Origin of the sequence: Natronolimnohabitans sp. A-GB9, from assembly GCF_030848565.1 — an archaeon.
In the GTDB taxonomy this organism is placed as follows: Archaea; Halobacteriota; Halobacteria; order Halobacteriales; family Natrialbaceae; genus Natronolimnohabitans.
This window is the reverse complement of the sequence record NZ_JAVDDV010000014.1, coordinates 42,998-55,800: the sequence shown is the minus strand read 5'-3', so window position 1 is coordinate 55,800 and position 12,803 is coordinate 42,998. Positions and strand designations below refer to the sequence as shown.

The following is a 12,803-nucleotide window of genomic DNA, read 5'->3' as shown; positions in this document are numbered from 1 at the left end:
GACGGACTGCTGTCCCGATCGCCCGCCGATCGCCAGGGTGGGGTCGCCGATCGACAGGACGTGACGACAGGAGACCGTATGATAGACTGCCGGCCAGTCTGGCTGACCGTCGAGACGGGAAGTAAACCCTTCATACGTCGGATTCACACAGCTGACGGATCGTTTCTCTCAATGCTATCGATGGATTAATACTGTCTTGTAGACCAGTCGTTGTCGATTCATCGATGTCCGGCGAACGGATCTACGTCTCGCATGCCTCTGGCGACCTCGAACTCGTTCAGTGTCTGTTTTCGACAGTCAAGAACTTCCCCTTCGGCGTCCACATCGCGCTCGAGGAGGCCGATACCAGTCGCTCACGGAAGCGACTCGAGGGACGTCTCGCGAACAGTGACGTCGTCGTCGCGGTGTTGACCGACGATGGGGTCGACGACCCATGGATCAACCAGGAGGTCGGATACGCCCTGGCCAAGGGAATTCCGGTGGTACCGCTGTACGACCACGAGGAGCTCCGCGGTGGCTTCATCGACGACGTCGACGGCGTGACCATCGACCGTGCCGATCCGACGAGAACGATCTTCGATCTGCTCGGTCGGCTTCGAACGGAACTCGCGCCACTGGGTGCGCTCTCGGTTCCCAACTGGTACGTTCGGTTCCCGTGTACGGTCCCCGACTGTGGCCAGCCAGTGACGCTGGAGATCACACAGGATCAGGCGACGCTGTGGAAACGACACGAACACGGCAAGCCGCTGACGGCGTCCTGTGAAGGGTGTGCGTCGACGTACTACTTCGACCCGGCGACGATCGGTTACATCAGTCGGGAGCGGACGATCGAGGGTCAGTCGTCGTCCCGGAGCCGTTCGTAGGCCTCGCTGACGAGTTTGAACGCGGACTTGCTGCCGCTTTGTCGATCGGGATGGGCGCGTTTGACCTGCTCGTGATACGCGGTCCGGAGTTCTTCGGCGGTCGCGTCCTCGTCGACGCCGAGCACCTCGCGGGCTCTCGTCTTTCGCATATCGACGTCCCTGACGATCCCGTCGGACTCGGCGCGCTCCTTGCAGGTCGGACAGAACCGCTCGGTCCGGTCGTCGATCGTCGTCACGCGGAACAGTTCGACGTCGACCCACTCGTTGCACTGCATACAGAGGTTCTTCTCGCCGTCGGCCGCGTTTTCGTCGCCGGTCGATTCCGTCGCTGACGTGGCCGTCGCGTCGTCCTCGTCGTCGCTGCCGTTGCCGGGTACCTTGGACATGCAGGTCGGACAACAGTCGATTACGGTGCCGTCGTCTAACACGACGTCCGCGAGTTCGGTCTCGAGGTAGGTTTCGGTACAGCCGTCACAGGTGGCCCGGCGCTGGTCGAGTGAGGCGCACTTCCGTGCGGCCTCCCGTGCGTGTGGCTCACAGCGAGGACAGCAGGCGACCCGCTCGCCGTCGGGCATCGTCACTACCGTCAGTTCGTCGAGCGGGACCGTACGGCCACACCCCTCACAGCCTCCCTGACGATCGTCAGCCACAGCCATTGGCCGGCTATTTGAATTCCACCGTAATGAATTTTCTTTTGACAGGCGGTGCCGTGAACGGACTGGCCGACGTCGTCGGCGCTTCGTCGACGGATCCCCGCTCACGGCGGTGCTCGCCGAACCGGGAGAGCAATAGGGCCCCAGCCTCGAGTAACGGGTATGGACACCGCAGTTCGAACGGCCGACCAGTCCGGGGCGATCGACCGCGAGACGATCCTGCTCGGCGTCGGCGACGTCGCCTTGCTCGCCGGGCTGATCGTCGTCGGACAGCTCAGCCACAACGTGAGCCCGATCGAGCAACCGCTCGCGACGCTCGAGGCGATCGCACCGTTCGTGATCGGCTGGCTCGTCGTCGCGGCTCTCGCCGGACTCTATACGCGGTCGGTCGCCGCGTCGGTGTCACAAACGGCGCGGCTGGCGACGGTAACGTGGCTCGCGACGGCAAACGTCGGGCTACTGCTCAGACAGGCCGTCTTCGGTGACACGGCCGTCTGGCCGTTTCCGCTCGTCATCACGGGATTCGGGCTCCTCCTGCTGGTCGGCTGGCGGATCGCATACGCGGCGTACGTGGATCGGTCGCCGTAGCTCCGGCGTCGAATCGTCTTCAGTAGCTACTTGAGTCGACCAGACGACCGACGCATATGGGCGGACGTGGGCCGAAACGGGAACTCGCCGAGAAGATCGCCGGAGAGATCACGCTGAGCGACGATCCCGGTGCGACGTTGCGCAAGTGGCGAACCGACTTCGACGTCTCGCAGACGGATCTCGCGTCCGAGCTAGACGTCTCCTCGTCGGTCATCTCTGATTATGAAAGCGGGCGACGGGAGAGCCCCGGGATCGGCGTCGTTCGACGTCTCGTCGAGGGCCTGCTCGCGATCGACGAGCGACGCGGCGGCGACCGCATCCGACAGTACGGCCGGGTACTCTCGGCTGGCTTCGAGAGCGACGTCGTCTACGACCTGCGGGAGTACGCGACGTCGATCCCGCTGGTGACACTCTACGACGAACTCGACGCGACCCAGATCGCGCCCGGCAACACCGATCGCATCAGCGGGCACACCGTCATCGACAGCATCGAGGCGATCACCCGTCTCTCGAGTGAGGAGTTCTTCCGGCTGTACGGCCAGAGTACGAACCGCGTGCTGGTGTTTACGGGCGTCACTCGCGGGGAGTCGCCGCTGGTCGCCCTGCGGGTCGTCAATCCGACGCCCAACGCCGTCATCCTCCACGGTATCGACGAGGACGAACTCTGGGACCACGCCGGCGATCTCGCACGCATCGACGGCTACTCGCTCGCCGTCACGAACGCCGACTTAGACGAGATGCTCGAGTACCTCGTCGGCCTCGAGTAAGTTATGCTCGATCGACTCGACTGGACGGAACGACTGTCGCTCGCACTGACGGCCGTCTTCGCGGGTACCTTCGCAGTGACCCTCCAGTCGGACAGCCCGTGGGTGTGGCTGGTCTGGGGGACTGCGATGGTCTTGCTCGCGGGCAGTGCGCTCGTTCTCGTCAATCGAAACGGGCCATCGGCCGACTGATACGGACTGCTGTCCCGAGGTCCCGCCGATCGCCAGGGTGGGGTCAGCGATCGGCGGGCAGTGACGACAGGAGGCCGTATGACGCGACGGTACGAGCGGGGCAGCTGGGTTTCTCATACCAATCACTGTCCGGCGGTCCGTATCATGGCCCTGTAATCCACCAGCCGTGACCGGCCAACCACGACAGCATCGAGAGGCCGACCGAACTCGCGACGACGGCTGCGACCGAACACGAGACGATCGTCCGCCGGAAGTGGCGCTCGGTCGTCTCCGCACAGCCGGATGCAACGACGAATTCGGTACCGGTTTCGCCGGCCGTGATCGTCGGTTCGTCGTCTCCAGCAGCGTCGTTCGGCTCGGTCGCGACACCGACCACCGTCACCTCTTCACCCGGTCGAAGCGCTTCCTCGTGGTAGATCCGGTTCCGGTCGGATAACTCGAGTTCGTTCGTTTCGAGCAGATGCGTTGCAAGGGGCTCTGAAGGCGTGGAATCGCCCGGAACGGGTTCGGACGCCGTCCGTTCGAGTCGGAGTTCGGCCGCGGAAGGGTCGACGGCGACACGTCCGGTATCGTCACGAACGGCAAACAGCCGCCGCCGTTCCTCGAGGCGGGTTGTCTGGTCGACCAGCACCGAGTCGAGCGTCGTGTCCCCTGCCGGTGTCGATCCGAACTGATAGTCACTCGCCTCTTGAAGCCGCTCGTCGTCATCGTCGGCCACTCGCGTCGCGGAGAGGCGATACCAGATCACCTCGGCGCCGGTCACAGGTGCCTCGAGTGGCTTCTCGAGCGGGACGACCGTCCCCGACACCTGTACCGGCCCGGACGTAACCGCACCCGCGCTGGTGGGTCGACTGCGTCGAAACGCAACGTAGGACCGGAGGTTCGTCACCACACCGCCGAGAAAATAGAAACCGGTACCGACCAGCAGACCGGCGATGACGACGGTCCCGAAGGCGGTTCGACTGTGCCCGAACGGGTTTGTCGGCCCGATCGGATACTGTCCGACAGCAAACGGAGCCCACACGGCGAGCACCGCGAGGAGCATCATCGTCCCGTAGAGTCGAGTGCTCATGTGGATTCGCCGATCGATCCACCTTACACCTGTCCGGGCGTCGTCGTTCCAGGCAGCCAGCCCGACGACGAGGAGCCAGACGTGAAGAAGCAACACGAGAACGACGATGTCTAACCCCGTGACGATCGTCGTCGGCTGTAGCGTCGGTACTGTAATCGCCATGAAAAAACGTCGTGATCGCCGACCGATCAGGCGATCTGGTCTTCGTACTCCGCGGCCGTTAGCAGCTCCTCGAGTTCGTCGGCGTCGTCGGCGTCGATCTCGAGCATCCAGCCGTCATCGAAGGGCTCCTCGTTGACGAGTTCGGGGGCGTCGAACAGCGCTTCGTTGACGGCCGTCACCTCGCCGCTTACCGGTGCGTAGAGGTCGGAGACGGCCTTGATCGACTCGACGACGCCGAACTCCTCTTCCTGGCCCAGTTCGTCGCCCTCGTCGGGAAGTTCGACGAAGACGACGTCACCCAACTCGTCCTGTGCGAAGTCGCTGATACCGACGCGGACGGTGCCGTCGTCTTCGTGTGCCCATTCGTGCGATTCGAGATATCGTCTGTCGTCTGGAATGTCGAAACTCATGTTATTCAGTATCGATGAACGGCAGTGGTTCAACTCTTGCTTTTTTCGACCGGCCGCGGACGACGACCTGAAGGGTCGTTCCCGGCTCGGCGTACTCGACCGGGACGTACCCGAGTCCGATCGGTTGCTCGAGTGACGGGCTCATCGTTCCGCTGGTGACGGTGCCGATGACCCGGCCGTCGGTGTTCGTGATGTCGTAGCCGTGTCGTGGGACGCCGCGGTCGATCAGCTGGAAGCCGACGAGTTTCTCCTCGACGCCCTCGCGGTCGATCTCGGCGAGTGTGTCCCGACCGACGAACTCGGTGTCTAGATCGACCGCAAAGCCGATGCCGGCCTCGTAGGGCGTTCGCGGGTCGGACTCGTAATCGAAGTCCTGACCCGCAAGCAGGAGGCCGGCCTCGATCCGTAAGGTGTCTCGAGCACCCAGGCCACAGGGCTGGCAGTCGAACAGCGACCAGATCTGCTTGGCTGCAGACCACGGGACGATCAGTTCGAAGCCGTCCTCGCCGGTGTACCCCGTCCGCGCGACCCAACACTCGACGTCGTCGATCGTGGCGTATCGGGCCGCGAACCGCTCGAGTTCCGCGAGCGGTTCGTCGGTGACCGCCTCGACCGGTTCGACGGCGTTTGGCCCCTGGACGGCGAACATGGCGTACTCGTCGGTCCGGTTGTCGACGGTCGCCTCGAGGTCCCACTCGTTGCGGTAGTCGACCCACCGCTCGTGGGTCGACTCGTCGGTGCCGGCGTTGGGGACGAAAAGATACGTCTCGTCGTCCTCGTCGGGCAGCCGGTAGACGATGGTGTCGTCGATGATGACCCCCTCTTCGTCGGTGATCGCGGCGTACTGGGAGTCACCGACCTCGAGTCGGGTGACGTCGTTCGACGTGAGCCGTTGCATCAGCTCGGTCGCGTCGGGTCCGGTGACGTGGAGCTGGCCCATATGAGAGACGTCGAAGATCCCGACGTCTTCACGGACGGCCGCGTGCTCCGTCTGAATCGAATCGAACTCGACCGGCATGTCCCAGCCGCCAAACTCCGTAAACTTCGCGCCTCGCTCGTCGTGGATCCCACGTAACGGCGGCGTCTGAAGCGGCATAGTCGAGCTATCACTGGCAGTGTAGTAATGTCTTTTCGTCGCCGAACGTCTCGCGGTTCCCGCCCTGTTTTCGTCACACCTATCTCGCGCCCGCGGGAACGCTCGAGCATGATCGACCGCGTTCGTGCCCGTCTCGCCCGTCTCGTCGGTCCCGACGTCGAGACTGCGACCGAGAGCGGGCCGACAGTGGGGCTGTTCGTCGACGGGCCGAACGTCTTCCGCGACGAGTTCGACGTCGACTTAGACGACCTGCGCGACGCCGCCCGTGATCTGGGGCGCGTCGGCGTTATTCGACTCTACCTCGACGAACACGCCACACCCGGGCTCATCCAGGCCGCCGAGGCTCGTGGCTTCGAAGTGATCATCACCAGCGGCGACGTCGACGTCAAACTCGCCGTCGACGCGACCGCCTTCTGCAGTAACGGCACGATCGACCGACTGGCGATCGCCTCCCGGGATACGGACTTCAAGCCCGTCCTCGAGTACGCGGGGTCGACCGGTGTCGAGACGGTCGCGATCGCACCGGGATCGTACGGTCGCTCCGATGCTTTGCGAAACGCAGCCGACGACGCGATCACGCTCGAGGACTGAGACGGACTGCTGTAACTAGTTACCGCCGACCCCGTCCTGGCGATCGGCGGTAATTGATACTGCCAGACAGAAGTCAGTGACGTGTATTCGCCAGACGGGAGCGGCGAACGTTCACAATAGTTCTGTCTGGCAGTATGAGACGCACCCGAAGTCGGAGAATTTTCCCCCGTCGCCCACTCACTGTCGGCTATGATCGACGACGAGACGCCGGTGCTCGACAACCATCTCCATCTCGACCCGGACAACAACCGTGGCATCGACGCCGTCCGTGACTTCGCCCGCGTCGGCGGCACGCACCTGCTCGTGGTGAACAAACCCTCCTGGCATCTCGGCGTCGAGGCCGAGACCGGCGAGGACTTCCGTGCGGTCTTCGAGCGGACGATCGAGATCGTCGAAGAGGCCAATGGGGTCCTCGAGGGGCGTGCCTGGCCCGTGCTGGGCGTCCACCCCGGACTGATCTCGCGGCTGGTCGACGACCGCGGATTCAGTCCCGAGGAGGCGGGTGAGCTGATGCAGGCAGGGATCGACGTCGCCGCGGAGTACGTCGCGTCCGGCGAGGCGCTGGCACTGAAGTCGGGCCGTCCGCATTACGACGTCGACGACGCGGTCTGGGAGGCCTCGAACGCCGTCATGCGTCGCGCGTTCGAACACGGCGCCGACCTCGAGTGTGCCGTCCAGCTCCATACCGAGGCCAGCGAGGACATGACCGACGTCGCCGAGTGGGCCGAGGACGCGGGTCTTCCCGCCCACAAGGTGGTCAAACACTACGCGAGTGGCCGCCTCGAGGGGCCGATTCCGAGCGTCATGTCCGAGACGGATCGCCTCGAGACGGCCGCCGAACGCGGTGAGCCGTTCTTGATGGAGACCGACTACATCGACGACCCCGACCGGCCGGGTGCCGTCCTGGGACCGAAGACCGTCCCGCGGCGAGTCGGCTGGCTGCTCGAAAACGACTATGCGGATGCAGTCCGGAACGCCCACGTCGAGACGCCGAAGCTCGTCTACGGAATCGACACGGAAGAGACCCTCGAGCGGGCTTAAAGCGGGGTCTGACTCGAGTAGGGAAGGCGTACAGGTAGAGAAAGGCATTTCAAGCGGCCGGTGTAGGTGTCTGTATGAGCAATCCCCCGACCGAGTTCTACTCGGAGGAACGCTGGCAGAACTGGATCGACCGCATCAAAGACGAGGACATCGATCCGGAAGACGAAGACTCGGCCCGACTCCTGTTGAACCTGCAGGACGACACCGCGATCGCGATCGCCAAGATCGTCGCGGCCTACGACGACGGGGACCTAGAACAGGAAGCGGCACTCGAGGAGATCAACGACGTTCGCGAGATCGTCCTCGACGAGGTCGACATCGAGGACGAGGAGAAACTGATCCTCGTCGACGGCGTCCAGACGAGCCTGGTCTGTGTCTTCTTCGCCGCAGAAGAGTACGTCGCCGGCGGCCCTGCCGAGGACGGCAGCGTCGGTGACTACCTCGGCGCAGCCGCGGACGCGGAAGCCGAGGAGGACTTAGACGCCGCGCTCGGCTACGCCGCACAGGCGGGGACGCTCATCATCGACGGCGAGGAACTCGACATGGGCGTCGCCGAGGACCTGGAGTACGGGCTCGTCACCGAGTGGATCAACGGTCTCGACAGCCTCCAGAGCGCGATGAGCGATCCCGAGGTCGTCGAAGAAGACGACGAAGACTGATACGGTCTACTGTAGCCAATTACCGCCGATCGCCAAATGGTCGGCGATCGGTGGGAACTCGGGACAGCAGTCCGTATGCTACGGTTCCCCCCTCTCTATTCTCCGCGAAGCAGCGATCCGGAGCGCCAGCTCCTCGCGGCGAAGCGATGACTCGTCTCGAGTCACGAGCCCAGCTGCCGGCGGTTTCGAAACCGGATATATTCGCATCGTTCTATCGGATGCTCGACCGCGCAATTTCGCCGACCGATCGCTCGGATACCGATCGCCTACTGACTCGTCTCGCCGCGGTCGATATCGCTTCTTCGTTCCCCGATCGGGTGAAATGCCGGGATACAGCGGCTGAAAATTGCCCCTACGCTTATTACCGATCGACTGGTACCCGCGATTCGAGATCGTGACCGACGGGTCCGTCGCACCTCGCAGCTTCCGTCAGAGGTTTCCGGTCCCCCAAAGGGTTTAAATGTGGTAATTATATCTAATTACACCTCATGACGGAGAACTTCCCCGACTACGTCGACGTCGACTACGACGATGGTGACGGCGAAGATCCTGAAGACTACCCCCACATTCAGGACAAGATCGAGAAGGCGATCGAGGTCACCCGCGAGGGTCTCGAGGCGTACGAGAATCCCGCGGTGATGTGGACCGGTGGGAAAGACTCGACGCTGACGCTGTATTTCATCAAGGAGGTCGCCGAACGCTTCGATCTCGAGGTTCCCCCCGCGGTCTTCATCGACCACTTCCAGCACTTCGACGAGATCCACGGCTTCGTCGACCACTGGGCCGACGAGTGGGACCTCGAAGTCATCTACGCACGCAACGAGGACGTCGGCGATTACGTCGAGGAACACGGCCTAGAGCCCGGTGACGAGATCGAGATCTCCGAACTCTCCGAGCACAACCGCCACCACGTCCGTGAGATCCTCGAGTACGAAGAGGACACGTTCCCGTTCCTGCTCGACACCTACGTCGGTAACCACCTGCTGAAGACGGTCGCGCTCAACGACGCACTCGAGACCCACGACATCGACGGCGTCATCTCCGGCGTCCGCTGGGACGAACAGGAGGCCCGTGCCGACGAGACGTTCTTCTCGCCGCGCCACGATCCCGACATCTACCCGCCCCACGACCGCATCCAGCCCATCCTGCAGTTCGACGAGGCAGCCGTCTGGGACGCGTTCTGGAACTTCGTCGTTCCCGACACCGTCGCCGAGTTCCCCGACGACGGCTACGTCCCCGAGAGCGACGACGACCTCCCCAACGACGTCACGCAGGACGACATCCCGATCTCGCCGAAGTACTTCGCTGGCTTCCGCTCGCTGGGCAGCGAAGTCAGCACCGAAAAGAGCGACGAGGATCCCGCCTGGCTGCAGGACCTCGAGGGAACGACCGAACGCGCGGGTCGCGCCCAGGACAAAGAGGACCTGATGCAGCGCCTGCGCGATCTCGGATACATGTAAGCGCAGCGGCGTCGCGTACCCGCGTTAGTATCGATTGCTTTCTATACCGACTGTCTCCGCGGCGTAGCAGCGGCTCTGTGCTCGAGACCGTCAGTTCGTCAGTTCGTCGCCCGGTACTCGCCGTGTTTGAGCCCGATCGCGAACATGATCGCGCCGAAGACGATCATCGACGGCGCGACCATCATTAGAATCGTATCCGTGACCATCATGTCCGAGGCGATCATTCCGCCAACGCCGACAGCGATGACGGCGATGAACGCAACTGCCGCCGTGAGTTCGTCGAACTCCATACGCGACTGTTAGGAATCGGCCACCTAATGGTCTCGGAAATCGGCAGTCCGCTTGTCGTGGAGTCCAGAGACAGCAATTATTGCGTTTTCATGCGGACGGGCGGACCAAGTTCGCCAGCGCGACGACGACGCCGAGGAACCAGCCAAGCGGGAACGACAGTCCTAACCACATCGCCGCGTAGGCGGCTCCCTCGAGGTCGAAGTTCGCTCGGAGTATCTCGTTGATACCGCCGACGTGAAGGACGTTATCGAGCGTCCAGGCGGCGAAGTCGTAACTGGGCTCGAGAACGACGCCCTCGAGGGCAGGCGTTACGAGCGCGGCGACGACCGGCGGGAGAAACAGCGCGGTCATCGCGAAGGGATAGGCGAGGACAACCGTCACTCCACGACCGCCCTTCTTCGTACACGTCGCGGCGAGCGCGGTCGAGACCGTCGCGACGCCGCTGGCGGCGGCGACGGCAAGCACCGCGTCGACTGGGATATCGACCTGCTCCATGTACGACATCGCACCCCAGACGATCGTCAACAGGCCCCAGCCGAGCAACGCGACACCCGTGACGCCGAGAATGCCGAGTCGGGTGCGCGTCGAGTCGAGTTTCGCCGCGTAGTAGCGGGTCGCGAACCCGATGACGGTAAGCGGGTAGAGGATCAACAAGCCGAACAGTCCGAGAATACTCCAGGCGTGATAGCCGACCTTCTGGAGTGGGGTCTCGGGTTTCCACTTTCCCATGACGGAGTGGCCGCGGCCACGCTGGCGAGGAAAGACGAGTTCCATCCAGGCCCCGTGAAGCCGCTGGACGTCGGCTTTGATCGCGCCGACGATCCCACCACCGCCACGTCGTTGCGTGCGGGTGGACATACCCGAGCCATACGAACGCCGTACCGTAAACGTTCCTGCTTTTTCTTCGATTCCGATAGGTCCGTGAGTGTCGGCCGCTGTAACCCGCAAGCGGCGTGATTCGACGGTCGCCGATCGGTCCGCCGCCATACTCCTCGAATGTATGATAGAAATCGCTGCGTGCTGTGTCCCGCTTCGCTGGCCCGGCAACACCACAACCGGATCTCTGGAGTCGCCGGCTCAGTTCCAGGGTGCGAAGTCGGGATCGACCGTACGGTCGGTCTCGTCGATGCCGTCGATCGCTTCGACGTCCGCTCGATCCAACTCGAGGCTCAGCGACGCCCAGTTGTCCTGAATGTGGTCTTCGCCCGTCGCCTTCGGGATCGCGGTGACGCCCTTTTCGCGCAGCCAGGCCAGGCTGACCTGGGCCTCGCTGACGTCGTGTTTGTCGGCGACGTCTTGAATCTCGGGTTGGTCGAAGACCGCACCGCGGGCAAGCGGCGAGTAGGCGACGACCTCGACGTCGTGATTCTGACAGGCCGCCCTGATCTCGGATTGGGGGAGCAGGGGATGTACCTCGACCTGGTTAGCCAGGATCGGTGCGTCACAGATGTCGACGGCCTCGGCGAGTTGTTCGGGGACGAAGTTGCTAACGCCGACGTGTTCGATCAGCCCCTCCTCGTACAGCTCTGAAAACGCCGCGAAGGTCTCCTCGGGGTCGTAGGTCCGGGCTGGCCAGTGGACGTACAGCAAGTCCAGGTAGTCGACGCCGAGTCGATCGATACTCTCGCGGGCCGTCTCGAGGACGTCGTCGGAGTCGAGATTCGAGATCCAGATCTTGGTCGCGAGGAAGACCTCCTCGCGGTCGACGTCGGCCCGGGCGATCCCCTCGCCGACGGCCGTCTCGTTGTCGTAGCCCTGTGCGGTGTCGATGTGTCGATAGCCCGCCTCGAGGGCCGTCCGGACGCTCTCGGCACACTGATCGGGGTCGTCGTTCTGCCAGGTGCCGAGTCCGAGCATCGGTATGCCGCTTGCGGTCGGACACGCTTCCGGCGTGACGGTGTCGGCGTCATCGGTTCCCATGTCCGGATCGACGCCCAGAACGCGAAAATGGATTTGGGTTGCGGTGAGTGGTTCGGGGTTTCGATTTCGGACACTCCAGTCGCTTGGACCGACGTGGCGACCCGGTCGGTGCGATCTACTCGGTCGGTCTGCCGAGAACGAATCATGCTTCGTAGCGCTCATACTACCGGACAGAACTATTCAACGATCGGTCGCGCGACTGCGGCCGTCCCAACGGGTGACGGCCGCGCGTTCGCGACCGACGACTCACTGACTGCTGTCCGACAGTATCAAGAGAGCTCTCCCCCTCTCGACAAGCAGTGGTTCGGGAGCTCGGTGCCCTGTTAGTCGCAGACCCGTTCGTCGTGATGAACGCGATCGGACTCGTCGCGTTCGCGCTCGTCGGCGCGAGCAAGGCGATCCGCGAGCAGTTCGACCTGTTCGGAATCGCGGTCGTCGGCCTCGCGACGGCCTTCGCCGGCGGGATGACCCGCGACATCCTCGTCAACCGCATCCCGCTGGCGCTTAGCGATCCGAGCGAAATCGCGCTCGGCGTCGTCGGCGTCGGCCTGGCGATCGGCCTCCACGTCGTCCTCGAGTCGCCGGACGATCATCCGGTCACGCTCGTCTCGGACGCCGTCGGTCTCGCGGCGTTTGCCACCGCCGGGGCTATCGTGGCGACCGAGGCGGGCGTCTCGGCGTTCGGTGTCGTCGCCATCGCGACGGTCAACGCGGTCGGCGGCGGCGCGATAGCCGACATCCTGCTGGATCGAGCGCCGTTTATCCTGTTCGAAGACTTCTATGCGAGCTGTGCCGTGCTGGGCGGCACGACGTACTGGCTCGCGGTGACTGCCGGCCTGGGCGGCAGCACCGCTGCGGCCGCCTGCGCGGCGGTAACCGTCGGGACGCGGCTGATAGCCGTCACCCAGGGCTGGTCGCTCCCGACGGCACAGCGGTTCCGACCGGGTTGAGGCTACTGGACATCCACAGCGGCGTCTTCGAGTCTCTCGTGCGAGAGAGCCCTCCGCCTCGAGGACCGCAGCGCTTCGAAACCCACAAACG

General features: G+C 63.8%; 16 protein-coding genes. 9 read left to right on the top strand and 7 right to left on the bottom strand.

Annotated elements, in window-relative coordinates:
- Nucleotides 1-224: 224 nt before the first annotated feature.
- The gene (locus tag RBH26_RS15755) at nt 225-863 is read left to right on the top strand and encodes a toll/interleukin-1 receptor domain-containing protein (protein WP_306759333.1); all 639 of its coding nucleotides are present in this window, start codon (nt 225-227) and stop codon (nt 861-863) included.
- Here the strand turns inward: RBH26_RS15755 and RBH26_RS15750 are convergent.
- On the bottom strand, nt 836-1,519 hold the full coding sequence (locus RBH26_RS15750) for a J domain-containing protein (RefSeq protein ID WP_306759332.1): 684 nt from the start codon (nt 1,517-1,519) through the stop codon (nt 836-838). The genes RBH26_RS15755 and RBH26_RS15750 overlap by 28 nt on opposite strands.
- 159 nt (nt 1,520-1,678) lie before the next feature.
- On the opposite strand from RBH26_RS15750, the gene RBH26_RS15745 reads away from it, so the two are divergent.
- The 3 genes from RBH26_RS15745 to RBH26_RS15735 are packed head-to-tail and all read left to right on the top strand — an operon-like array spanning nt 1,679 to nt 3,060.
- Nucleotides 1,679-2,104: a DUF3054 domain-containing protein gene (locus RBH26_RS15745; protein WP_306759331.1), complete on the top strand. Its 426-nt coding sequence runs from the start codon at nt 1,679-1,681 to the stop codon at nt 2,102-2,104.
- Between the two features lie 56 nt (nt 2,105-2,160).
- Nucleotides 2,161-2,871, top strand: coding sequence for a helix-turn-helix domain-containing protein (locus tag RBH26_RS15740; protein ID WP_306759330.1), 711 nt, complete (start codon nt 2,161-2,163; stop codon nt 2,869-2,871).
- A 3-nt stretch (nt 2,872-2,874) separates the two neighbouring features.
- Nucleotides 2,875-3,060: a hypothetical protein gene (locus tag RBH26_RS15735; RefSeq protein WP_306759329.1), complete on the top strand. Its 186-nt coding sequence runs from the start codon at nt 2,875-2,877 to the stop codon at nt 3,058-3,060.
- Between the two features lie 142 nt (nt 3,061-3,202).
- On the opposite strand, the gene RBH26_RS15730 is transcribed toward RBH26_RS15735, so the two are convergent.
- The 3 genes from RBH26_RS15730 to gcvT are packed head-to-tail and all read right to left on the bottom strand — an operon-like array spanning nt 3,203 to nt 5,800.
- Nucleotides 3,203-4,294: a GIDE domain-containing protein gene (locus RBH26_RS15730; RefSeq protein ID WP_306759328.1), complete on the bottom strand. Its 1,092-nt coding sequence runs from the start codon at nt 4,292-4,294 to the stop codon at nt 3,203-3,205.
- A 26-nt stretch (nt 4,295-4,320) separates the two neighbouring features.
- Nucleotides 4,321-4,704: a glycine cleavage system protein GcvH gene (gcvH, locus tag RBH26_RS15725; RefSeq protein ID WP_306759327.1), complete on the bottom strand. Its 384-nt coding sequence runs from the start codon at nt 4,702-4,704 to the stop codon at nt 4,321-4,323.
- Nucleotide 4,705: 1 nt separating this feature from the next.
- Nucleotides 4,706-5,800: a glycine cleavage system aminomethyltransferase GcvT gene (gene gcvT / locus RBH26_RS15720; RefSeq protein WP_306759326.1), complete on the bottom strand. Its 1,095-nt coding sequence runs from the start codon at nt 5,798-5,800 to the stop codon at nt 4,706-4,708.
- Between the two features lie 108 nt (nt 5,801-5,908).
- On the opposite strand from gcvT, the gene RBH26_RS15715 reads away from it, so the two are divergent.
- The 4 genes from RBH26_RS15715 to RBH26_RS15700 all read left to right on the top strand — a co-directional run bounded on the left by RBH26_RS15715 (nt 5,909) and on the right by RBH26_RS15700 (nt 9,551).
- A complete protein-coding gene (locus tag RBH26_RS15715) occupies nt 5,909-6,391 on the top strand; it encodes an NYN domain-containing protein (RefSeq protein ID WP_306759325.1) in 483 nt (160 codons plus the stop codon).
- A gap of 189 nt (nt 6,392-6,580) precedes the next feature.
- A complete protein-coding gene (locus RBH26_RS15710; RefSeq protein WP_306759324.1) occupies nt 6,581-7,432 on the top strand; it encodes a TatD family hydrolase in 852 nt (283 codons plus the stop codon).
- 74 nt (nt 7,433-7,506) lie between these two features.
- Nucleotides 7,507-8,091, top strand: coding sequence for a DUF2150 family protein (locus RBH26_RS15705; protein WP_306759323.1), 585 nt, complete (start codon nt 7,507-7,509; stop codon nt 8,089-8,091).
- A 488-nt stretch (nt 8,092-8,579) separates the two neighbouring features.
- On the top strand, nt 8,580-9,551 hold the full coding sequence (locus RBH26_RS15700) for a phosphoadenosine phosphosulfate reductase family protein (protein WP_306759322.1): 972 nt from the start codon (nt 8,580-8,582) through the stop codon (nt 9,549-9,551).
- Between the two features lie 98 nt (nt 9,552-9,649).
- Here RBH26_RS15700 and RBH26_RS15695 read toward each other — a convergent pair whose 3' ends face one another.
- The 3 genes from RBH26_RS15695 to RBH26_RS15685 all read right to left on the bottom strand — a co-directional run bounded on the left by RBH26_RS15695 (nt 9,650) and on the right by RBH26_RS15685 (nt 11,762).
- Nucleotides 9,650-9,841, bottom strand: coding sequence for a hypothetical protein (locus tag RBH26_RS15695; RefSeq protein ID WP_306759321.1), 192 nt, complete (start codon nt 9,839-9,841; stop codon nt 9,650-9,652).
- A gap of 88 nt (nt 9,842-9,929) precedes the next feature.
- On the bottom strand, nt 9,930-10,700 hold the full coding sequence (locus RBH26_RS15690; protein ID WP_306759320.1) for a hypothetical protein: 771 nt from the start codon (nt 10,698-10,700) through the stop codon (nt 9,930-9,932).
- A gap of 219 nt (nt 10,701-10,919) precedes the next feature.
- Nucleotides 10,920-11,762 carry an aldo/keto reductase gene (locus tag RBH26_RS15685; RefSeq protein ID WP_306759319.1) on the bottom strand — a complete coding sequence of 281 codons (843 nt, stop codon included), beginning with the start codon at nt 11,760-11,762 and terminating at the stop codon, nt 10,920-10,922.
- Between the two features lie 299 nt (nt 11,763-12,061).
- On the opposite strand from RBH26_RS15685, the gene RBH26_RS15680 reads away from it, so the two are divergent.
- Nucleotides 12,062-12,712, top strand: a complete 651-nt coding sequence (locus tag RBH26_RS15680) for a TRIC cation channel family protein (protein WP_306759318.1) — start codon at nt 12,062-12,064, stop codon at nt 12,710-12,712.
- Nucleotides 12,713-12,803 lie beyond the last annotated feature (91 nt).